Origin of the sequence: Flavobacterium sinopsychrotolerans (genome assembly GCF_900110375.1) — a bacterium.
Classification (GTDB): domain Bacteria; phylum Bacteroidota; class Bacteroidia; order Flavobacteriales; family Flavobacteriaceae; genus Flavobacterium; species Flavobacterium sinopsychrotolerans.
The window spans coordinates 95,732-118,180 of the sequence record NZ_FODN01000005.1 but is presented as its reverse complement, the minus strand read 5'-3'; the positions used below and the strand labels follow the sequence as shown (position 1 = coordinate 118,180).

General features: G+C 34.7%; 19 protein-coding genes. 10 read left to right on the top strand and 9 right to left on the bottom strand.

The window, feature by feature from the left end; genetic code table 11:
• Positions 1 to 11 precede the first annotated feature (11 nt).
• Entirely contained in the window at positions 12 to 2,480 is a 2,469-nt protein-coding gene (locus BMX64_RS10475; protein ID WP_091171581.1) for a TonB-dependent receptor, read from the top strand.
• A gap of 110 nt (positions 2,481 to 2,590) precedes the next feature.
• On the top strand, positions 2,591 to 3,313 hold the full coding sequence (locus BMX64_RS10470) for a hypothetical protein (RefSeq protein WP_091171577.1): 723 nt from the start codon (positions 2,591 to 2,593) through the stop codon (positions 3,311 to 3,313).
• 11 nt (positions 3,314 to 3,324) lie between these two features.
• Here BMX64_RS10470 and BMX64_RS10465 read toward each other — a convergent pair whose 3' ends face one another.
• The 5 genes from BMX64_RS10465 to BMX64_RS10445 form a co-directional block, all read right to left on the bottom strand.
• Complete coding sequence (locus BMX64_RS10465) at positions 3,325 to 4,026, bottom strand: hypothetical protein (protein WP_091171574.1); 702 nt, start codon at positions 4,024 to 4,026, stop codon at positions 3,325 to 3,327.
• 87 nt (positions 4,027 to 4,113) lie between these two features.
• Positions 4,114 to 5,964, bottom strand: a complete 1,851-nt coding sequence (locus BMX64_RS10460; protein ID WP_091171570.1) for an ABC transporter ATP-binding protein — start codon at positions 5,962 to 5,964, stop codon at positions 4,114 to 4,116.
• 79 nt (positions 5,965 to 6,043) lie between these two features.
• The gene (locus BMX64_RS10455; protein WP_091171566.1) at positions 6,044 to 7,771 is read right to left on the bottom strand and encodes a phospho-sugar mutase; all 1,728 of its coding nucleotides are present in this window, start codon (positions 7,769 to 7,771) and stop codon (positions 6,044 to 6,046) included.
• Positions 7,772 to 7,986: 215 nt separating this feature from the next.
• A complete protein-coding gene (locus BMX64_RS10450) occupies positions 7,987 to 8,946 on the bottom strand; it encodes a glycosyltransferase family 2 protein (protein WP_091171560.1) in 960 nt (319 codons plus the stop codon).
• Between the two features lie 5 nt (positions 8,947 to 8,951).
• Complete coding sequence (locus tag BMX64_RS10445) at positions 8,952 to 9,482, bottom strand: DUF4199 domain-containing protein (RefSeq protein ID WP_091171555.1); 531 nt, start codon at positions 9,480 to 9,482, stop codon at positions 8,952 to 8,954.
• Between the two features lie 240 nt (positions 9,483 to 9,722).
• On the opposite strand from BMX64_RS10445, the gene BMX64_RS10440 reads away from it, so the two are divergent.
• From BMX64_RS10440 to BMX64_RS10425, 4 genes are all read left to right on the top strand, one after another.
• Positions 9,723 to 9,974, top strand: coding sequence for a type B 50S ribosomal protein L31 (locus BMX64_RS10440; RefSeq protein WP_039109118.1), 252 nt, complete (start codon positions 9,723 to 9,725; stop codon positions 9,972 to 9,974).
• A gap of 123 nt (positions 9,975 to 10,097) precedes the next feature.
• The gene (locus BMX64_RS10435) at positions 10,098 to 11,273 is read left to right on the top strand and encodes a GlmU family protein (RefSeq protein WP_091171551.1); all 1,176 of its coding nucleotides are present in this window, start codon (positions 10,098 to 10,100) and stop codon (positions 11,271 to 11,273) included.
• 285 nt (positions 11,274 to 11,558) lie between these two features.
• Positions 11,559 to 13,022, top strand: coding sequence for an alanine/glycine:cation symporter family protein (locus BMX64_RS10430; RefSeq protein WP_091171547.1), 1,464 nt, complete (start codon positions 11,559 to 11,561; stop codon positions 13,020 to 13,022).
• 174 nt (positions 13,023 to 13,196) lie between these two features.
• The gene (locus tag BMX64_RS10425; RefSeq protein WP_091171544.1) at positions 13,197 to 14,831 is read left to right on the top strand and encodes an ABC-F family ATP-binding cassette domain-containing protein; all 1,635 of its coding nucleotides are present in this window, start codon (positions 13,197 to 13,199) and stop codon (positions 14,829 to 14,831) included.
• A gap of 61 nt (positions 14,832 to 14,892) precedes the next feature.
• On the opposite strand, the gene BMX64_RS10420 is transcribed toward BMX64_RS10425, so the two are convergent.
• Together BMX64_RS10420 and BMX64_RS10415 are read right to left on the bottom strand one after the other, a co-directional pair.
• On the bottom strand, positions 14,893 to 15,177 hold the full coding sequence (locus BMX64_RS10420; protein WP_091171816.1) for a GNAT family N-acetyltransferase: 285 nt from the start codon (positions 15,175 to 15,177) through the stop codon (positions 14,893 to 14,895).
• Positions 15,178 to 15,200: 23 nt separating this feature from the next.
• Positions 15,201 to 15,923: a pirin family protein gene (locus BMX64_RS10415; RefSeq protein ID WP_091171541.1), complete on the bottom strand. Its 723-nt coding sequence runs from the start codon at positions 15,921 to 15,923 to the stop codon at positions 15,201 to 15,203.
• 113 nt (positions 15,924 to 16,036) lie between these two features.
• Between BMX64_RS10415 and BMX64_RS10410 the strand changes: the two genes are divergently transcribed.
• Positions 16,037 to 16,705, top strand: coding sequence for an alpha/beta hydrolase (locus BMX64_RS10410; protein WP_091171539.1), 669 nt, complete (start codon positions 16,037 to 16,039; stop codon positions 16,703 to 16,705).
• A 41-nt stretch (positions 16,706 to 16,746) separates the two neighbouring features.
• Positions 16,747 to 17,640, top strand: a complete 894-nt coding sequence (locus BMX64_RS10405; RefSeq protein ID WP_091171534.1) for a lytic transglycosylase domain-containing protein — start codon at positions 16,747 to 16,749, stop codon at positions 17,638 to 17,640.
• On the opposite strand, the gene BMX64_RS10400 is transcribed toward BMX64_RS10405, so the two are convergent.
• Positions 17,637 to 18,332, bottom strand: a complete 696-nt coding sequence (locus BMX64_RS10400) for a TlpA family protein disulfide reductase (protein WP_091171531.1) — start codon at positions 18,330 to 18,332, stop codon at positions 17,637 to 17,639. The two genes, BMX64_RS10405 and BMX64_RS10400, sit on opposite strands and share 4 nt — an antisense overlap.
• 159 nt (positions 18,333 to 18,491) lie before the next feature.
• Positions 18,492 to 19,007, bottom strand: coding sequence for a hypothetical protein (locus BMX64_RS10395; RefSeq protein ID WP_091171528.1), 516 nt, complete (start codon positions 19,005 to 19,007; stop codon positions 18,492 to 18,494).
• A gap of 164 nt (positions 19,008 to 19,171) precedes the next feature.
• Between BMX64_RS10395 and rpmH the strand changes: the two genes are divergently transcribed.
• Positions 19,172 to 19,333 (top strand): 50S ribosomal protein L34, encoded by a 162-nt coding sequence (gene rpmH / locus BMX64_RS10390; protein ID WP_007136275.1) that lies wholly within the window; start codon positions 19,172 to 19,174, stop codon positions 19,331 to 19,333.
• 158 nt (positions 19,334 to 19,491) lie between these two features.
• Positions 19,492 to 22,344 carry a carbamoyl-phosphate synthase large subunit gene (gene carB, locus BMX64_RS10385; RefSeq protein WP_091171525.1) on the top strand — a complete coding sequence of 951 codons (2,853 nt, stop codon included), beginning with the start codon at positions 19,492 to 19,494 and terminating at the stop codon, positions 22,342 to 22,344.
• Positions 22,345 to 22,449 lie beyond the last annotated feature (105 nt).

The window sequence follows — 22,449 nt, the reverse complement described above, 5'->3', positions numbered from 1 at the left end:
AACCAAATCACTTGAATACTAATAAATTAATTTTTGTTTTCTTTTTTTGCTTCGCAAGGCTAGCTTTATTGGCCCAAACGGCTAGGATAAAAGGAGTTATTTTAGACAAAAACAATCAACCGGTAGAAAACGTAAATGTTTCTTATTCGAGTATTGGTACTCAATCCAATCAAAATGGATTTTACGATATAAAAGTTCCCGCGAACCAAAATGTAACGTTAGTTTTTACACATGTCTCGTTAAAAAAAATAACGATAATTTTTTCTTTGGATTCCAATGAACAAAAGGAGTTCAATACTGTTATGAGTGATCATGAGGAACAAATGGGAGAAGTTATTGTGACATCGAATAACCGAAAGTTGATTCAGGGTGTTGCTACAATTGAGCCCGAAATGATTCGAAAAATTCCTGGAGCAAATGCCGGAATTGAAAACATTTTAAAAACCTTACCTGGAGTAAATTCTAATAATGAATTGAGTACGCAATACGCTGTGCGTGGTGGAAATTATGACGAAAATTTGGTTTATGTAAATGAAATTGAAGTCTATCGTCCGTTTCTGATTCGTTCGGGACAACAGGAAGGGTTGAGTTTTACCAATACGGATTTAGTGCAAAATGTTGATTTCTCGGCGGGAGGTTTTCAAGCGAAGTTTGGAGATAAACTATCGTCTGTTTTAGATATTACGTATCGAAAACCGGTTAAATTTGGCGCAAGCCTTGAAGCGAGTTTCCTTGGCGGAAGCCTTTCTGTTGATGCTGTTTCTAAAGATAAAAAATGGTCTGCGGTTACAGGAGTTCGATACCGCAACAACAGTCTTCTGGTGAACAGCCAAGAAACTCAAACGAATTTTACACCGTCGTTTGCGGATATTCAAACCAATATAAACTATCAAGCTTCGGCCAAATGGCAATGGAGTTTTCTGGGGAATATTTCTCAAAATAAATACCAATATCAGCCATTAACGAGACAGACTAATTTTGGAACCATAGATAATCCTATGGCACTGACTGTTTTTTATGAAGGTCAGGAAAAGGACAAATACGATACGTATTTTGGAGCTTTAAAAACAACCTTTAATGTTTCTGATAATTTCACTTTGAAATTTATCGGTTCTGTTTTTCAGACTTTGGAACAAGAATATTTTGATATTTTTGCACAATATCGTCTAGGCGAAGTGGATTCCAGTATTGGTTCCGAAACTTTTGGAGAAGTTGCTTTTACGAGAGGAATTGGATCGCAGCTGAGTCATGCCAGAAACGATTTGGATGCCTTGATTGTAAATACAGAGATAAAAGGATTTCACGATTGGAAAGAAAATCAATTTGAATGGGGAGTAAAATATACACGAGAATCTATTCGTGACAGAATAATAGAGTGGGAGGTTATTGATTCGGCCGGTTTTTCATTGAATCCACCCATTATTGATTTGCCTAAAAATGATCAGCCGTATTCGCCTTACACTGGTCCGCTTGTTCCGTACCAAAATATACGAGCGACAAATTTTAACTCCATCAATAGATTTTCAGGATATGGTCAGTGGAGTTTAAAATCGAATATTGGTGCAAATGAAGTTTGGTATAATGCCGGAGTACGTTTTCATAACTGGGAGGTTATAGGTTCCACTATATCGGGGAAGTCCCAAATCACATTTAGTCCCAGAGCACAATTTGCCATAAAACCAGATTGGCAGAAAGATATGGTTTTTAGACTTTCGGGGGGATTGTACCATCAGCCGCCATTTTACAGAGAGTTGAGAGATGCGGATGGGGTGGTACAGCCCAATACCAAAGCGCAACAATCGGTACATTTTGTTTTTGGGAATGAGTATAGTTTTAAGATGTGGGATCGTCCTTTCAAGTTGGTTTCGGAGTTGTATTATAAATCGCTGACCGATGTGAATACATACACGATTGACAACGTTCGCATTCGATATGCAGCCAACAATAGTGCAACAGGGTATGCACAAGGATTAGATGTTCGCTTGAATGGGGAATTTGTTCCCGGAACAGAATCGTGGTTTAGTTTTGGCTATTTGAAAACAGAAGAAAACAGTAATGATAAAGGATATATTGCCAGACCTACAGATCAAAGATTGAAATTTGGGCTTTTGTTTCAAGATTACATGCCTAATATTCCAAGTATAAAATTGTATTTGAATTTGGTGTACAATACTGGATTGCCGGGCGGTTCGCCATCGTATGCTGATCCTTATTTGTACCAAAACAGATTGAATGATTACCGCCGAGTGGATGTGGGTTTCTCTAAAGTTTTTATAGATAACACTACAATAAAAAAGGATACAGGTTGGTTCAAGGACTTTAAAGAGTTAGCGATAGGATTGGAAATTTTTAATCTTTTTGACAATCAAAATGCCATTACAAATACTTGGGTTCGGGATGTATATTCTAAAAATCAATATGCAATTCCCAATTATATGACCACCAGAGTTTTTAATGTAAAATTGACTGCGAAGTTATAATCGTTAAGAATTACTAAAGTTTAACCCAATTTTAATTCGTTAAAATCAAGTATCGAATGCCATTACCATTTTTAAAAATGATTACATTTGAATTTTAATAGTACAACAACATGAAAAAGCTACATATTACATTAATAGGAATCGCAATTTTGTTTTTAACGAGTTGTAAGGAAGAAGTTGAAAAACCAAAAGTTACTTACGATGGAACGAGCAGAGCAAAAGAAATTGCGAAAGCTGATTCAAGTCAGATACAAATTTCCGATTTGCCACTTCAAATGGAAGGAACGGATTATTTGATTCATCCTATTGCGGATTTAAGCATTCGTGAGAAAGGAATAAAATCGAGATATGGTTCTTCCAGCGTGAATGATTTGAGTTTTACTATATCTAATTATGGCGAATTTGAAATCACCGGTTTTTTGCAGAATTTGAAATTTCAAAAAGTTGATTCGGATTCCATCAGAAAATTGACAGACAAACCTGTTTTGATTCAAACAGCTACGTATTTAAAGTCGGTTGCTGATAAAACCAATAACCAGATTATGGTGTATACGATGGTTGATATGGATACGAATAAAGACGGAAAATTAGACACAAGTGATATTAAAGCCTTGTATTTAAGCGAAATCAGCGGCGAGAAATTCACGAAGATATCGTATGATTTTCAGGAATTAATCGACTGGAAATTGATTGGTTCTAATAATCGTTTGTACTACAGAACGGTTGAGGATACCAATAAAAACGGAGAGTTTGATAAGAAAGATGTGGTGAATTATTACTATATCGATTTATCAAAAAAGGAATGGAAAATAATTGGTTACGAGCCAGTTTAGCAGCATTAATTTTATATCAAAATATCACTTTCTAAATCTGATTTTTCTATAGTGAAATCAAATCCTAGTTGCTTTACTAATTGGATGACCAGATTTTTATACCAGTTTTCGGATTTGGGATGAATGTATATTTTTTCGATCAACTGATTGATATTTACATTGATTTTCAATCCCTCATTGATTTTTATATCGCTTTTGCCAATGTCTGTGATGATGCGTACTTCGCCTTCATATTGAAAACTTTTTCGTTTGAATAAAAAAGGAAAAAACATATCGTCAAACGGAATGTATTCTTTTTTGTAATCAATATAATTTACTTCTCCGATATATTGTTTGAAATTTATTTCAGGAACAAGCGATTGCTGCAAACGTCCAATTGTGGATTGAATAGCCAAACCTTCAGTGTTTTGCGTAAAAATCTGCCACATGGCAAACGATTCGTATTCATTGATATGCCAGCTGCTAATCGCTACTTTTTCCCGATGTGTTTTATAATAGTTTAAAAAGTCAGGATTGTCAATGGAAAGTTTTTTTATTTCCTCAAAAGTAGGTTCGCTGAAAGTACCTTCATATTGATCTTCAAATTTATCGGATCGCGACATGAATAATTTTCCAGACATTAATAAATCTAAAAACTTAGATAAGTCCAGGTATTTCCAAACAACAGTATTTGGATCTTCAGGAAGCTTTATGTTTGGATTGTTGATATACATTTTTTAGATTTAAAGAAATTAAAAATAAAATTATTCAAAGATTTACACTTGAAAAAAAATCTTAAATCAAAAACCTACAATCATAAATTATGATTCAAAAGATTGCATGGTAACTAATTTGTTATACGTGCCATTCATTGCAATGAGTTCTTCATGTTTTCCTTGTTCAACAATTTTTCCTTTTTGCATTACCACAATTAAATCTGCTTTTTGAATGGTGGACAGACGGTGCGCAATCACAATTGATGTTCTGTTTTGCATCATGTTCTCCAAAGCTACTTGAACGAATTTTTCACTTTCCGTATCCAATGCTGAAGTGGCTTCATCCAAAATCATAATTGGAGGGTTTTTCAAAACGGCTCTAGCAATCGATAAACGTTGTTTTTGTCCACCGGAAAGTTTGTTACCGCTGTCGCCAATATTAGTATGAATTCCTAATGGCAAGTCTTTTACAAATTCATAGGCATTGGCGATTTTCAATGCTGCAACAATTTCTTCATCAGTTGCGTCTAATTTCCCAAGAGAGATATTGGCTTTTATAGTATCATTAAACAAAATACTGTCTTGGGTAACTAATCCCATTAAATCACGAAGGGAATGTAGGTTCATCTCTTTGATATCAATTCCATCGATAGCAATTGTGCCTTCATTTACATCATAAAAACGCGTCAATAAATTGGCAATGGTACTTTTTCCACTACCGGATTGTCCTACAAGAGCGACTGTTTGACCTTTTTTAACTTCAAGTGAAAAGTCTTTTAAAACGTTCTCGTCTTCGTATCTGAAATTAATATTCTTTATTGTTATACTGTCTTCAAAGGTTAATTTTTTAATTGCATTTTCGCTGTCTGTAATCTCATTTTTTACTTCTAAAACTTCAAAAACACGTTGGGCTGCTGCTAGTCCATTTTTTACCGAATAAGAGGCTTTAGAAATGGATTTGGCAGGAGTTAAGATGTTGTACGCTAGACCCATGTAGGCTAGGAATTTTGCTCCATCAAGTAATGCTTTTCCATCAGGTAATGTGTCTACAAGTACCATTTTACCACCAAACCAAAGCAATACACAAATAGTAATGATCCCTAAGAACTCACTCAAAGGTGTAGCTAAGTTGTTTTTTTTTCCTATACTGTTAGACAGTTTTAAAACTCGGGTAACTGAATCATTAAATTTTTGTTTAAAATTTGATTCGGCATTGTAACTTTTAACAACTTTTAGTCCTGATAACGATTCTTCTACAATCGAAATTAAATAACCGTTTTCATATTGAATTTTTTCGGATTTGCTGCGCAGGGATTTACCAATCTTTGATATTAATAGTCCTGAAAGAGGAATGAAAATAAAGACAAACAAGGTCAACTTGAAACTTATTGCAATCATACCAACAAGCGTGAATACGATGGTCATTGGCTCCTTAACAATTAATTCTAAGATAGAAAAAAAAGAATTTTGAACCTCATTTACATCACCTAACATTCTAGCCATAATATCACCTTTTCTTTTTTCGGAATAGTAGGAAACAGGTAAGTTGATGATTTTGTGGTACATTGAATTTCTTAAATCCTTTAGTACACCATTTTTAAGATGCATCAAATGATTGGATGCTAAGTAATTAAATAGATTTTTAAATAGGAAAGTGATGCTTACTATGGCTATAACTAAAAGTAAGGCAAATTCAGGACCATTCTTTTCTGTCAGAAGTGTGATGTTGTAATACAAGTATTCTTTAGAAAATTTGATGATGTCAAAAATAGACTCTAAAACAGGTTTTTTATTGATTTTTTCACTAGTGCCAAAAAGTACATCCATCATTGGGATTAATGCAATAAACGACAAGGTGCTAAACAGTGCGTAAAAAATATTGAATATAACATTCCAAATCACATGAGAACGATATGGGTTTGTGAAAGGAATAATTTTTTTGAAATTTGCGTCCATTTAAGTTGTTTTTTTGTCATCAAGACCTGATGAGTTCTCTACTCATCAGGTCTGTCTGAAAAATCAATTTTGTTTTTAATTAATTCAATTGCATTGATGCAATAATATTTTGGATCTTATTATTTAAGGTGCTTTCTACTTCTTTAAAATCTTCTACTGAATACAATTCAGCATTTACACTGATGTAGAATTTTATTTTTGGTTCTGTTCCGCTTGGTCTGGCACAAATTTTAGAACCGTCTTCGGTGTAATAAATCAATACGTTCGATTTAGGAATCGTCATAGTAGACTCAGATCCGTCCAAAAGGTTTTTAGCTATGGAAGATTGGTAGTCCTCGACCATAATGACTCTTTGGCCGTTGATTTCTTTCAATGGATTTTCTCTCATGTCAATCATCATCTGATTAATTTCCTGTAAACCATCCATTCCTTTTTTAGTCAGTGAAACTAAATGTTCTTTGTAGAATCCGTTGTCAATGTATAAATTAAGTAATTCTTTATAAACGGTACTTCCTTTGGCTTTGGCTTGAGCCGCAATTTCGCAAATTAATAAAGTAGCCGCAACAGCATCTTTATCACGAACCGCATCACCCACCATGTATCCAAAACTTTCTTCACCGCCGCCAATGAATTCCAACTCAGGAAAATCCTTAATCATCTTGGCAATCCATTTGAAGCCTGTCAAACCAATTTTACATTCTACATTATAATTTGTGGCTAATTCCATCATCATAGGTGTCGAAACGATTGTAGAACCTACAAATTGCTTGCCATTGATTTTTCCTGCTTGTTTCCATTGTTCCAATAAAAAAGCAGTCATCAAAATCATAGTTTGATTTCCGTTGAGTAAAATCATTTGCCCTTCGTTATTTCGAACAGCAACACCTAAACGGTCACAATCAGGATCTGTTCCAATCACAATATCCGAATTGGTTTTATCAGCTAATGCCAACGCCATCGTCAATGCTTCCGGTTCTTCTGGATTTGGAGATTTAACGGTTGGAAAATCACCATTCGGTACTCTTTGTTCTTCCACAATGTTCACATTAGAATAGCCCGCTTGCGCTAAAGTATCAGGAACTAATTTTATAGAGGTTCCGTGCAAAGAAGTGAAAACAATATTTAGATTTTTTTTGGCTGCAGCCGAAGTTCCAAAACTCGCATTTTCGATAGTCGATTTGATAAAAGCTTCATCAACTTCCGTATCAATATAATGTATCAAGTCTTCATTGGCAGTGAACTTGATTTGGTTGTAATTCAAATTCTCGATAACATTGATAATCCCCTCGTCTTCTGGAGGGACAATTTGTCCGCCATCTTCCCAATACACTTTGTATCCATTATATTCTGGCGGATTGTGTGATGCAGTAAGAACAATACCACACTGACAGCCTAAATGTTTTACAGCAAATGATAATTCTGGAGTAGGTCTCATATCCGAAAACAAATACACTTCAACTCCATTGGCAGAGAAAACATCTGCAACTAATTTGGCCAATGTATCGCTATTATGACGACAATCGTAAGCAATAACTGCTTTCAAAGGCTGATTAGGAAATGCAGTACGCATGTAATCTGATAGTCCTTGCGTACTTTTTCCAAGCGTATATTTATTGATGCGATTGTTTCCTACACCCATAACACCGCGCATTCCACCGGTTCCAAATTCAAGATTTTTATAAAAACTCTCTTCCAGTTCTTTCGGTGATGTAGTCATCAATTCTTTAATAGCTTCCTGAGTTGCTGGGTCAAATGTTGGGGTAAGCCATTCGTTTACCGCATCCAAAATGTTTTGTTTGATATCCATTTATGTCTGTTTTTACTTTTAATTTTTTTTAAAATTTAAGTAATGTTGTTTTTGTTTTTTAGGAGCTATTTTCTGCTATTCGCTATATCTTTTCTAGTCCTGAACTTGTTTCAGGATCCTGAAACAAGTTCAGGGCTAGAAAAGGATGCCGCTATTATCAGGGCTAGGCATTGTGCAAACGAGAACTATTATTTTACATTTAGTCTTAGTTGAAACTATAGAAAATTAACCTCGGTTGACACTTTATAGCGCTCTTCGTTATTTTTTGTTCGCAAAATTATTTCGCCAAGAAATCCAGCCAAAAATAATTGTGTTCCCAAAACCATTGTGGTTAGTGCGATGTAAAACCAAGGATTATTCGTTACCAGACTATAGCGCATGTCATTATACATGTGATAAAGTTTTGAAACACCAATATATCCGGCAAGCATAAACCCAATAATAAACATTAACGATCCCATGGCGCCAAATAAATGCATGGGCCTTTTCCCAAAACGGGAAAGAAACCAAATGGTAATTAAATCCAAGAAACCATTTATGAAACGTTCCATACCAAACTTGGTCTCACCATATTTTCTGGCTTGATGCTGTACTACTTTTTCACCAATTTTTCCAAAACCGGCATTTTTTGCCAAAACCGGAATGTATCGGTGCATTTCACCCGAAACTTCAATATTTTTTACCACAATATTTTTGTAGGCTTTCAATCCGCAATTGAAATCATTCAATTCCACTCCTGATGTTTTTCTCGCAGCCCAATTGAATAATTTAGAAGGTAAGTTTTTAGCCACTACGGAGTCGTAGCGTTTCTTTTTCCATCCGGAAACTAAATCATATTTCCCATTGGTAATCATGTCGTACAATCCCGGAATTTCCTCTGGACTGTCTTGCAAGTCAGCATCCATAGTAATAATGACATCGCCTTGTGCTTTTGCAAAACCAGCATGCAACGCTTGTGATTTTCCAAAATTTTTCATGAAACGAACGCCTTTTACATGAGGATTTTCTTGGGCAAATCCTTCTATAATAGACCATGAATTATCGGTACTTCCATCATCCAGAAAAATGATTTCGTACGTATAATTATGAGATTGCATCACTTTGATGATCCAATTGTAAAGTTCATTAAGCGATTCCTCTTCATTAAGAAGCGGTATGAGTACAGATAAATTCATTAATTTTATTCTTGTGTAGATTTGCTTTTAAAGAATGCTGCCAAAATTAATCCGAAAATTGAACTAAAAACAATACTAAAAACGGATCCTTTTAATAGTTCTAATGTAGAGTAAGGATTGTTTTCTTTTAATTTTGCGATAGCTTCGTTAATGGCTGATGCTGGTGTTCCAAATTTTTGCATCATATTGACAGTATATTTAATCATTAATTCACTTAAAGTCTCTTTAGCAGAAGGATCAATGAAATTGAATAAAAGAACATTAAAAAGAGTTGAAATTAAAATACCTATTAGTGTAGCTATGAAGTAAGTCGTAAAAGCATCCTTGAAAGAGAAAACATTGTTCAGTTCTTTTTTTGTTTTCGAAAGTAAAACAATTCCCAATGTAAGATAAACCAAAATACTTAAAACTCCAATCCACCAAGAAGTAAACAAATTTAAATCAATAGCGTAAATTGTTGAAGTAATTAATGCAGAAACAATTCCAATTGTTACTCCAAAGGTTATTCCATTCTTTTTAATAATTTCATTTATCATTGTTGTTGTTTTAGAATTAATCCACAAATATAACAATTCCCAATATATTCGGAGCTAAAAATCGTTTTTTACGATTATATAAAAAAAGTGATGCAAAGATTTGTTTATTGGAAAATAATTGTAAATTTGCAAACTCAAAATAATATTGTAAAACAAAAAGTTATAAGGAGTTTATACCTTTTCTGTTAGAAGAAAAGCTTCAAGACAAATTATAATTAACAAATAAAAAAGATTAACAAGATGAAAAAAGGAATTCACCCAGAAAATTACAGATTAGTTGCATTTAAAGACATGTCAAATGACGAAGTTTTTATCACTAAATCTACTGCAGATACAAGAGAAACATTAACAGTTGATGGTGTTGAATACCCAGTTGTAAAAATGGAGATCTCTAGAACTTCTCACCCTTTTTACACAGGTAAATCTAAACTTATTGATACTGCAGGACGTATTGATAAATTCAAAACTAAATACGCTAAACACGTTAAATAATTTTAACTTGTTTTTAAATACATCAAAGCCTTCCTTTTGGAAGGCTTTTTTTTATTTAATTTATTTGAAAACTTTGTAACTTTGTCCTGAAACTTCGGGATTGCTAACTTTGAAACTTTATAAATGAATTACATACTTTTTGACGGTCCCGCTCGGAACGCCTTATTGCCTTTTACTTTCACACGTCCTGTTGCGGATATTCTTATTGGAATCATGACGATTCGTCAAAAATGGGAAATACGTCTGGGCTCTACTACAACTACGTTGACGGAGGAATATTTGTCAGAGAAATTTCCAATGGTAGAATTAGAGGAAAATGTAATGATAAATGCTTCCTTTCTTCCTAATGATGTTTTAGCGGAGATGGTTAGTAATCTGGAACCGAATCAAGCTATTTTTAAAGGCGATGAAGTGATTGCTTTTTATACAAATGAGGAGCAGGAAGAAGTAGATTTTGATACCTATGAAATTATTGAATATACTGATGATTGCATAACAGTGGAACATACTTGGGATATTTTTTCTAAAAATGATGCTGCGATTCGAGAGGATTTTGAATACCTGACTGAGGATAGAAAATCACAACCCATTCCAAAAAGTGTCAATGTTATTGCGCCGGAAAACATATTTATTGAAGAAGGGGCAAAATTAGAATTTGTTACTTTAAATGCTTCTGCAGGTCCTATATATATTGGTAAAGATTCAGAAATAATGGAAGGTTCCGTAATTAGAGGACCTTTTGCCTTGTGCGAAAATGCACAAGTAAAAATGGCTTCAAAAGTATATGGTGCCACAACCGTTGGACCCTATTCCAGAATTGGTGGTGAAGTAAAAAACGTGGTGCTTTTTGCATATTCAAATAAAGGGCATGACGGATTTTTAGGAGATTCTGTTCTTGGGGAATGGTGTAATATTGGAGCGGACAGTAATAATTCTAATCTAAAGAATAATTACGAAGAAGTAAAATTGTGGAGCTATGAAACGGAAGGTTTTGCTAAAACGGGACTTCAGTTTTGTGGATTGATGATGGGAGACCACAGCAAGTGCGGAATTAATACGATGTTCAATACGGGAACGGTAGTAGGAGTGAGCGCTAATATCTTTGGCAGCGGATTTCCTCGCAATTTTGTGCCGAGTTTTTCTTGGGGTGGCGCTTCCGGTTTTACCACGTATATAACTAAAAAAGCTTTTGAGACGGCTCGATTGGTGATGAGTCGCAGAAACGTAGATTTTGACGAAAGAGAAGCCGCAATTCTAGAACATGTTTTTGAAGAATCAAAAAAGTGGAGAAAAGAATAATAGTTTGTGCTATTGAATTATAATTATTAAAGACAGGAAAATGCTCTATTCAATCGAATAGAGCATTTTTTTTTAATTGAATAGAAGTGGAATTCTTCCTTTGAATAAGAAAAAGGGTAGGGCAAATTCTCCTTTTGAGTAAAAACAATGCTTTTTTCAATCTTTTGTTTTTAAGTGGTTTAAGTATTTAGTAAGGTTTTAGATGGCTCTTAGTTAGTTTTCTTTAGCTTAATGACATAGTTTTATAAAAATTAGTTTTTGAGATTATTAATCTAAATTGAATATATGGAAGAGATTATCAAGATGATAAATGGAATAGTTTGGAGTACACCTTTAATAATTTTGTGCTTAGGAACGGGGCTTTATTTTTCTATTCGGACACGTTTTCTTCAATTGCGGCATCTTAAGGAAATGTTCCGTTTGTTGTTTGATGGAAAAAGTTCAGAATCTGGAGTTTCTTCTTTTCAAGCTTTATCAATGTCTTTGGCAGGAAGAGTTGGTACGGGAAATATTGCCGGAGTGGCTACAGCCATAACTTTTGGAGGTCCTGGTGCTTTATTTTGGATGTGGGTTGTTGCTTTTTTAGGAGCGAGTACTGCTTTTGTTGAGGTCACTCTTGCACAAATTTATAAAGAAAAACATTTGGGACAGTTTCGCGGAGGTCCCGCTTTTTATATCGAAAGGGGATTGGGCGTAAAGTGGTTTGCCGTCTTATTTGCCATAGTTTCCGTTATTTCAGCAGGTGTTTTATTACCGGGTATACAATCGAATTCGGTGGCTGACGGTTTGAACAATGCTTTTAATCTTGACTCCAGAATTACCGCTGTCATTGTTGCTGCTGTCTTTGGAGCGATTATTTTTGGCGGAGTAAAAAGAATTGCAAAAGTGACTGAAGTGGTGGTTCCTATTATGGCTATTGGTTATCTTTTGATTGTATTAGTAATAATTGGGATGAATTTCGAAGCGCTTCCTGGCGTTATTTCTTTGGTTTTCACAAGTGCTTTTAGTCAGGAAGCGGGCTTTGGAGCTGTTATTGGATTAGCTATTCAATGGGGTGTAAAAAGAGGACTTTATTCTAATGAAGCGGGACAGGGAACTGCACCACATATTGCTGCTGCAGCAAATGTTTCGCATCCGGTTAAACAAGGTTTAGTCCAGTCTTTTTCAGTCTATATTGATACGCTATTGGTTTGTAGTGCAACAGGTTTTATGTTATTAATTACAGGTAAATATAATGTCGAAAACCCAGTTTTAGGTGCAAATGGCGCAACTGAATTTTTATACGAAGGAGCGCAGAACGTTACTGCTGGAACAGGATTTACACAAAGTGCTATGAATAGTGTTTTTCCTGGTTTTGGCTCTTTATTTGTGGCAATTGTTTTATTCTTCTTTGCTTTTACGACTATTTTGGCTTATTACTATATTGCTGAAACTAATATTTCGTACTTGACTAGAAAAATAAATTCTCCCATTTTTAACCGAGTATTAAAAATTGTTATGATAGTGGTTGTTATGTATGGCTGTGTCAATGAAGCAAAATTAATATGGAATATTGGTGATATTGGTGTAGGGATTATGGCTTGGTGTAATATTATTGCAATTCTGCTGTTACAGAAACCAGCTTTTGCAGCATTAAAAGATTATGAAAAACAAAAGAAAGAGGGTCAAAATCCTGTTTTTCATCCAAAGAATATTGGTGTTATGAATGCGCCAATTTGGGACGAAATCAATAAAAATAGAGAAGTATAGTGCGAGTATTTCTTTTTGAAAGCTTCCAGAAATTGAATTTTTAATCTCTTTCTGGAAGCTTTTATTTTATAGTAAACAAATTACTTAATTAATCTATCTTTGCACTTTTTAAAAACAACTTGGTTTTCAACTTTTAGAATAAATGAATAGCCGAATCTACAAATCAACATTACAATGATTACAGTTAACGATATTTCCGTACAATTTGGTGGAACGACACTTTTTAGTGATGTTTCTTTTGCTATAAATGAAAATGATAAGATTGCCCTTATGGGTAAAAATGGAGCTGGAAAATCAACGCTGCTTAAAATTATTGCAGGGCAAAGCAAGCCGTCAACCGGTAATATTTCGGCACCAAAAGATGCAGTTGTGGCCTATTTGCCCCAGCATTTATTGACTACAGATGGCGCAACGGTGATGGAAGAAACGTCAAAAGCGTTTGGTGAAATTTTCGGTATGAAAGCCGAAATTGACGAAATCAATGAACAATTGACAGTTCGTACCGATTATGAAAGTGATGCATACATGAAATTAATCGAAAGAGTTTCGGATTTAAGCGAGAAATTTTATGCTATTGAAGAAGTAAATTATGAAGCTGAAGTAGAGAAAATTCTAATCGGTTTGGGATTTGTTCGCGAAGATTTTAGCCGTCAAACTTCAGAGTTTTCTGGTGGATGGAGAATGCGAATCGAATTGGCAAAAATCCTTTTGCAAAAACCAGACTTAATTTTGCTGGATGAGCCTACCAACCACATGGATATCGAAAGTATTCAATGGTTAGAAGATTTCTTGATTAATTCCGCCAAAGCAGTTGTGGTAATTTCTCACGACAGGGCTTTTGTTGATAATATTACGAACCGTACCATCGAAGTTACAATGGGTCGTATTTATGATTACAAAGCAAAATATTCTCATTATTTAGAGTTGAGAAAAGATAGACGCGTGCACCAACAAAAAGCGTACGATGAGCAGCAACGTATGATTGCTGATAACAGAACTTTTATAGACCGTTTCAAAGGGACATTTTCTAAAACGGATGCCGTTCAATCTCGTGTTAAAATGTTAGAGAAATTAGTTATTGTTCAGGTTGACGAAGTGGATACTTCGGCATTGAAACTTAAATTCCCACCAGCAGCACGTTCCGGACAATATCCTGTGATAGTGAAAGATTTATCAAAATCGTACGGAGACCATGTAGTTTTTTCGAATGCAAATATGGTGATTGAAAGAGGGGAAAAAGTAGCTTTCGTAGGGAAAAACGGTGAAGGAAAATCGACGATGATTAAAGCCATTATGAAAGAAATTGAAATCAATGGCGGTAGTCTAGAAATTGGACATAATGCACAAATTGGTTATTTTGCTCAAAATCAAGCCTCTTTATTAAATGAAAATGCCACTATTTTTGAAACAATCGATGATATCGCAGTTGGTGATGTTCGAACAAAAATAAAAGATATTTTAGGTGCATTCATGTTTCAGGGCGATGATGTGACTAAAAAAGTAAAAGTGCTTTCAGGTGGAGAGAAAACACGTTTGGCAATGATAAAATTATTGTTAGAACCCGTGAATTTATTGATTCTGGATGAGCCTTCTAATCACTTGGATATGAAAACCAAAGACATTATCAAAGATGCCTTGCGTGATTTTGACGGAACTTTAATTCTGGTTTCTCACGATAGGGATTTCTTAGACGGATTGGCTACTAAGGTTTTCGAATTTGGAAACAAAAGAGTCGTGGAACATTTTGAAGATATTACCGGTTTCTTAGCCAACAAGAAAATGGATAGCATGAGAGAAATAGAGAAATAATACTCTTAACATTTTTATAAATCAAAAAGCGGCTGTATTCTAAAAATACAGCCGCTTTTTATTAGAGTCTAATTCCAGGAGGAAGTAACTCTTTGTAAATAGGATTTTTTTTGAAAAACAAAACTATTTTTGGAAGAATAGGAACAACTTTCAATTTTTGTTCAATCGCTATTTCCATAATATTTTTTAGAAAATTAGAAACGAATTCTTCATCTTCGAACGATTCAGGAACATTTATTTTTGTTAGAAATATTTTCTTCTCCTGAAAAGAATATTCAACAGAAACTAATCCTTGATCGACTATAGTTTCAAATTGTCTAGAAAAAGTGTTGTCTTTGATTTCCATCGTGCTTGCTGCATCCATAATAATTAACTCTGATTCATTGGTACCTCTACCAAAAGTATTTTTGATTTGGTAATAATCTTGATGTCAAACGTATCAAAATCTGTAATTCCCATGGCATCTCTTGCCTTCAAAACTTGATTATTAACTTCTATTTCGCCTTCAATCAAAAATAAATAAACACCGTTTTTAGGAATTCGAACCTTGTATGTCGAACTGGTGTTGCTATCGAATATTCCTAAATGGAAAAAGGTTTTTTGGTAAACCCAAAGTGCATTGTCATCATTTTGATCATTTGGCGAAACGATGTTTACAAAGGTATTGATTTGATTTTCAATATCAAATGATTTCTGGTCATATCTTGGAGTTAAGTTTTCGGTGTCAGGAAAAACCCATAGTTGTAATGTTTTGGCTTCGTCTTTCTGGCTGGCATTCATTTCAGAATGTTCTACTCCGGATCCGGCACTCATCACTTGGACTTCTCCAAAACCAATTACGCCTTCATTTCCCATACTGTCCCGATGTCTTAAGCCGCCTTCAAGGGGAATCGTAAAAATTTCCATATTGGCGTGGCCATGTGTGCCAAAACCTGTTCCACCTGCGATGGTATCATCATTTAAAACGCGTAACATTCCAAATTGTAAACGCTCAGGGTTGAAATAATTTCCGAAAGAAAATGAGAAATTGGCCTTAAGCCATCCAAAATCGGCCTTGCCTCTTGTATTTGATTCAAATAGTTGTGTTGTCATAAATTATTGATAATATAAAGTAAAAAGTGGATAGGGTTTGAATAAAAAAATTAATTTTATACAAAATTCGCTATAAAAAGACTGAATTTTGTTATAAAATCGTTAAAACAATTATGAGTAAAATCCCCGTGTATCTAATGCCAGGTTTGGCGTCAAGTGCTGCCATTTTTGAGCGAATTGTACTTCCCGAAGAGGTGTTTGAAATCCATTTATTAGAATGGGAAATTCCGCTGGACAATGAATCTTTGACGGATTATGCCAAGAGAATTACTGCGAAAATAAAGCATGAGAATCCTGTTTTGATTGGTGTTTCTTTTGGAGGAATCTTAGTTCAGGAAATGGCTAAATATGTTAATGCGCGCAAGGTCATCATTATTTCGAGTGTACGATGTAATTCTGAATTTCCTCGAAGACTGAAAATTGCTAAAACCACCAAAGCCTATAAACTAATTCCTATGAGTCTCTTTGCAAATATCGAAAGTCTGGCTAAATTTTCTTTCGGAGAAAAAGTAAATCAAAGACTGAAATTATATGAAAAATTCCTTTCCGTTCGGGATATTCGTTATTTGAATTGGGCAGTGGAACAAGTGATTTTATGGGATAGAACCGTTATGGATGAAAACGTAATTCACATACATGGAGACGCTGATGATGTTTTTCCAATCAAATATATCAAGAATTGTATCGTTGTAAAAGGAGGGACACACATTATGATTTTAAATAAGTATAAATGGTTGAATGAAAATTTGCCTTCCATTATATTGGGAACCGAAAAGAAGTAAACGCACTTTTATGACTATATGAAAGGCCTAAAAAAGAAAAGATGAAATTGATAAATAAGGTTGCCTTGATGGTTACCGTGATTTTTGCGAGTGGGATATTTATTTTTGCAACCACAAATGACACCAAAGTAAAAGATATTAAAGAAGAAACCGTTTCTAATTTTCCTGTAAAATTGGATTTTGCAGGCGAAGAAACGCCATTGAAAATATCGGATGTGAAGGAACGATTGGATCGGGAATTGTTGGTAAATGTAAATCTTCACGCTTCTACTATTTTGGTCATAAAAAGAGCCAATCGTGCTTTTCCTGTAATTGAACCTATTTTGAAAAAGAATGGTATTCCGGATGATTTTAAATATCTGGCCGTTATAGAAAGTGGATTGGTAAATGTGGTTTCGCCGGCAGGAGCAAGAGGTATTTGGCAATTTATGCCGGAAACCGCCAAAGAACGCGGAATGGAAGTGACTGAAAATGTGGATCAGCGTTATGATTTAGAAAAATCAACGGAAGCGGCTTGCAGTTATTTTTTAAGTGCTAAAACAAAGTTTGGAAGTTGGACCTTAGCGGCAGCATCCTATAATGGAGGAATGACAGGTGTGAATAAACAAATTGGAATTCAGAAAGTATCCAATTATTATGATTTGTTGCTTACGGAAGAAACGTCTCGCTATGTATTTAGGATTTTAGCTTTGAAAGAAATTATGGAGAATCCCGTAAAATATGGTTTTACCATTGCTTCCGAAGATTTGTATAGCGCTTTGCCAACTCGAAAAATAGAAATTGACAGCTCGATTACGGATTTGGCTGATTTTGCAAAAAGCGAAGGGATCAATTATAAAATTTTGAAGATTCACAATCCTTGGCTCAGGGAAACAAAATTGCTGAATGAAACCGGTAAGAAATATCAAATCGAAATTCCTTTGAAGGGTTATTAATTGTTGTTGGCTATGCCAGAATTAGGAGTTATTTTATTTAAAGGAGGATTGATCATTTGGTCAAAAAGATCATAACTGATGGTTAAAGCTGTGTCAAATGAAATTTTTGGTTTGTAATGATTTTTAACACGGTTGATGTTTACTACCTTTTTGTTTTCATCAATAAAAAATACAGTAGGAATTCCTAACGTATGTTTTAATGTTGCGATGATTCGGAAATCATTAGCGTAGGACTCGTTAGCATAGCATATTTTGATTGCATTGCTGAATTGATTGGCTATTTTTTTTAGGTTCTGTTTTTTATCCCAAAAAATAATGACAATTTGTAAGTCGTCAGGATATTTTTTTGCCAATTCATTTAATGCTGGAGCATCTCCTTTATTTAAGATGCACCATGACGCATAAGTTACTAATAAAATAGGCTTGTTGATGTTGTTTAATATTACGTCTTTAGAATTGTATCCCTTAACCGTAAAATCATCAAATCGAGTGCCTATAAGTTTGTATTGTACGAGTGAGTCAAATAACCGTTTGCCTTCATTAAAATCTTTATTTTCAAAAGCATGGTTACTTGCAGCATTATAAGAATTGATATTTAATCGTAAGGCATCAGAAAAATAGGCAATACTATCTTGGGAGTAGTTACTTGAAAAAGAAAGTAAAAAGGATAGTAAGAGTATTTTTCTCGTCATATTTTTTTTTTGGAGATTAAATTTATGTAAAAAAAATGTTTCTAAATAAAATAATCGTCAAATCGCTTAAATATCCGTTAATTAGCATTTTAGGAATAAAAAAAACCATTTGCGGATACAAATGGTTTTTTTAATTGTTGAAGTTATTCTTGGAAGAAATTATATTTTCTTCATTTGTTCTTTCATCATGACAATCTGATCTTTCAGCATATTCTGTTTGTCTAATTTTTTAGCCTCGTTCAATAGGGAAGTGGCTTCAAGTTTACGACGACGTGTCATGGCAACTCCAGCTAAGTTTAATTTGGCTACAGCCAAATCCATATCCATTGATAATCCAAGTTCAATCGCTTTTTTGAAATATTTTTCTGCTTGATTAATATTGGTTTGCGAAAGCATGATTCCGTGCAAATAATTGAAATAGCCCTGTTGTTTTTGGATCAAAGCTGTTTCCGGATTTTTGATGTAAGCCAACCATTTTTTTGCTCCTTCAAAATCTTGTTTTCTTAGTTTTAAAAAGGCTAATAAGATGAATTCGTTTTTAAAGTAAAGGAAAATAGGAATTGCGCTCAATATTAGAAGGAAAATTCCGTTACCGATATTACTTTCTGTGAATTGCCAAATGCCAGTAACGATGATAAGTCCGGCGATAATAAGTTTAATATTTCTGTGAAACATAGTGTGATTATTTTAAGATCACAAATATAGTAAAATGAATTGAAAATATTTTTACAAAACTACTTGTGAGAAAAAAAAGTCTTTGTATATTTGCACTCGGTTTTAGAATAACAGTTATTCGAAAATAGAAAGACATATAAATAAGATTTTAAAGATACAAAGCAATGAGCAAAAGAACGTTTCAACCATCGAAAAGAAAAAGAAGAAATAAGCACGGATTTATGGACAGAATGGCTTCTGCTAATGGAAGAAAAGTTCTTGCGCGTAGAAGAGCTAAAGGAAGACATAAATTGACTGTTTCTTGCGAACCAAGACACAAAAAATAATGTTTTTATAAACATAAATAAGGCGTTACTTTTTTTAGTATCGCCTTTTTTTATACCTATTCGTTAAAAAAAGTTAAAGATTTACAGGTAAAAGGTTTGAGTTCAGTAACTTTAATCTTTTCAAAACAACAACTACACAACACAATAATTACAACACAATGCCAAAAGATACATCTATAAAATCAGTTTTAATAATAGGTTCAGGTCCTATTGTTATTGGTCAAGCGTGCGAATTTGATTATGCAGGATCACAATCTGCCCGTTCTATTCGTGAAGAAGGAATTGAAGTTATTTTGATCAACTCCAATCCGGCAACAATTATGACCGACCCAACCATGGCCGATCATGTGTACTTGAAACCACTGACGACTAAATCTATCATTGAAATCCTGAAAGCGCATCCTCAAATCGATGCTGTTTTGCCTACAATGGGAGGACAAACCGCTTTGAACTTGTGTCTGGAAGCCGATGAAAAAGGTATTTGGGCTGATTTTGGAGTGAAATTAATCGGGGTTGATGTAAACGCCATTAATATTACCGAAGACAGAGAGCAGTTCAAAAACCTTCTTAAGAAAATCGGTGTGCCATCTGCTCCTGCAGAAATATGTACGTCTTATCTTAGAGGAAAAGAAATCGCTCAGGAATTTGGTTTCCCGTTAGTAATCCGTCCTTCGTTTACTTTAGGTGGAACCGGAGCAGCAATTGTTTATAAAAAAGAAGATTTTGATGAACTTTTAACCAGAGGTTTAGAAGCATCACCAATTCATGAAGTTTTAATTGATAAGGCTTTAATGGGTTGGAAAGAATATGAATTGGAACTTTTGAGAGATAAAAACGACAATGTTGTGATTATCTGTTCTATCGAAAATATGGATCCAATGGGAATTCACACCGGGGATTCCATCACGGTTGCGCCAGCAATGACTTTGTCTGACACGACTTTTCAAAAAATGCGTGATTATGCGATTTTGATGATGAGAAGCATCGGAAACTTTGCCGGAGGTTGTAACGTGCAGTTTGCCGTTTCGCCGGACGATAAAGAAGACATTGTAGCGATTGAAATCAATCCTCGTGTATCTCGTTCTTCCGCTTTGGCATCAAAAGCAACGGGTTATCCAATTGCAAAAATTGCTTCCAAACTGGCTTTGGGTTACAACTTAGATGAATTGCAAAATCAAATTACCAAATCGACTTCGGCTTTATTCGAACCAACTTTGGATTATGTGATTGTGAAAATTCCACGTTGGAACTTTGATAAATTTGAAGGTGCTGACAGAACGTTAGGACTTCAAATGAAATCCGTTGGTGAGGTAATGGGAATTGGACGTTCGTTCCAAGAAGCCCTGCACAAAGCAACTCAATCATTGGAAATCAAAAGAAATGGTTTAGGAGCTGACGGAAAAGGATACACGAACTACGAACAAATTATCGAGAAACTGACTTTTGCGAGTTGGGATCGTGTTTTTGTGATTTATGATGCTATTGCGATGGGAATTCCGTTGAGCCGCATTCATGAAATCACTAAAATTGATATGTGGTTTTTGAAACAATACGAAGAACTGTATACTTTAGAAAAAGAAATTTCTAACTATAAAGTAGAATCTTTGCCAAGAGAATTGTTATTAGAAGCGAAACAAAAAGGTTTTGCCGACAGACAAATCGCGCACATGATGGGTTGTCTGGAAAGTCAAGTACATACGTTGCGTACAGAAATGAATATCAATCGTGTATTCAAATTAGTGGATACTTGTGCTGCGGAGTTCAAAGCAAAAACGCCTTACTATTACTCGACTTTTGAAGCCGAAATAGAAAAAGCAGACGGTACACGTTATGTTGACAATGAAAGTGTTGTTACAGATAAAAAGAAAATAATCGTTCTTGGTTCAGGCCCAAATAGAATTGGACAAGGAATCGAATTTGATTACTCTTGCGTTCACGGGGTGCTTGCCGCCAAAGAATGTGGGTATGAAACCATCATGATCAACTGTAATCCAGAAACGGTTTCGACTGATTTTGACACAGCCGATAAATTGTATTTCGAACCAGTTTTCTGGGAACATATTTACGATATTATTCAACACGAGAAACCAGAAGGTGTAATCGTGCAATTAGGTGGACAAACGGCGCTGAAATTAGCGGAGAAATTATCTAAATACGGTATTAAAATTATAGGAACGAGCTTTGACGCTTTGGATTTAGCCGAAGACAGAGGACGTTTCTCTGAACTTTTAACCGACTTAAAAATTCCTTTCCCACAATTTGGAATTGCTGAAACGGCTGACGAAGCTTCGGCATTAGCAGATGTTTTGGACTTTCCATTATTGATTCGTCCATCTTATGTGTTGGGTGGTCAGGGAATGAAAATTGTAATCAACAAGCAAGAACTAGAAGAGCATGTTGTGAATTTATTGAAAACGATTCCAGGAAATAAATTGCTTTTAGACCATTATTTAGATGGTGCAATTGAAGCGGAAGCTGATGCAATTTGCGACGGAGAAAATGTGTACATCATAGGAATTATGGAGCACATCGAACCTTGCGGAGTACACTCTGGCGATAGTAACGCGACTTTGCCACCGTTTAACTTAGGCGAATTTGTGATGCAACAAATAAAAGACCATACCAAAAATATTGCGTTGGCTTTGAGAACTGTTGGTTTAATCAACATTCAGTTTGCGATAAAAGATGATATCGTTTATATCATTGAAGCAAATCCTAGAGCGTCTCGTACGGTTCCATTTATTGCAAAAGCATACGGAGAACCTTATGTGAACTATGCAACTAAAGTAATGTTAGGTCACAATAAAGTAACCGATTTTACTTTTAACCCACAGTTGAAAGGATTTGCCATCAAGCAACCCGTTTTCTCTTTCAGCAAATTCCATAATGTGAACAAAGCATTAGGACCAGAAATGAAATCAACAGGAGAAAGCATCTTGTTTATTGATGACTTGAAAGACGATCAATTCTACGAATTGTACTCAAGAAGAAAAATGTATTTGAGTAAATAAAAATTTGAGTTTATATATTGAAAAAGCCCCGAATGGGGCTTTTTTTGTGGGATTATGTTTTGTATTAGTGGCTTATTGTTGCGGGCACAGTTTGCAAAACTGCGC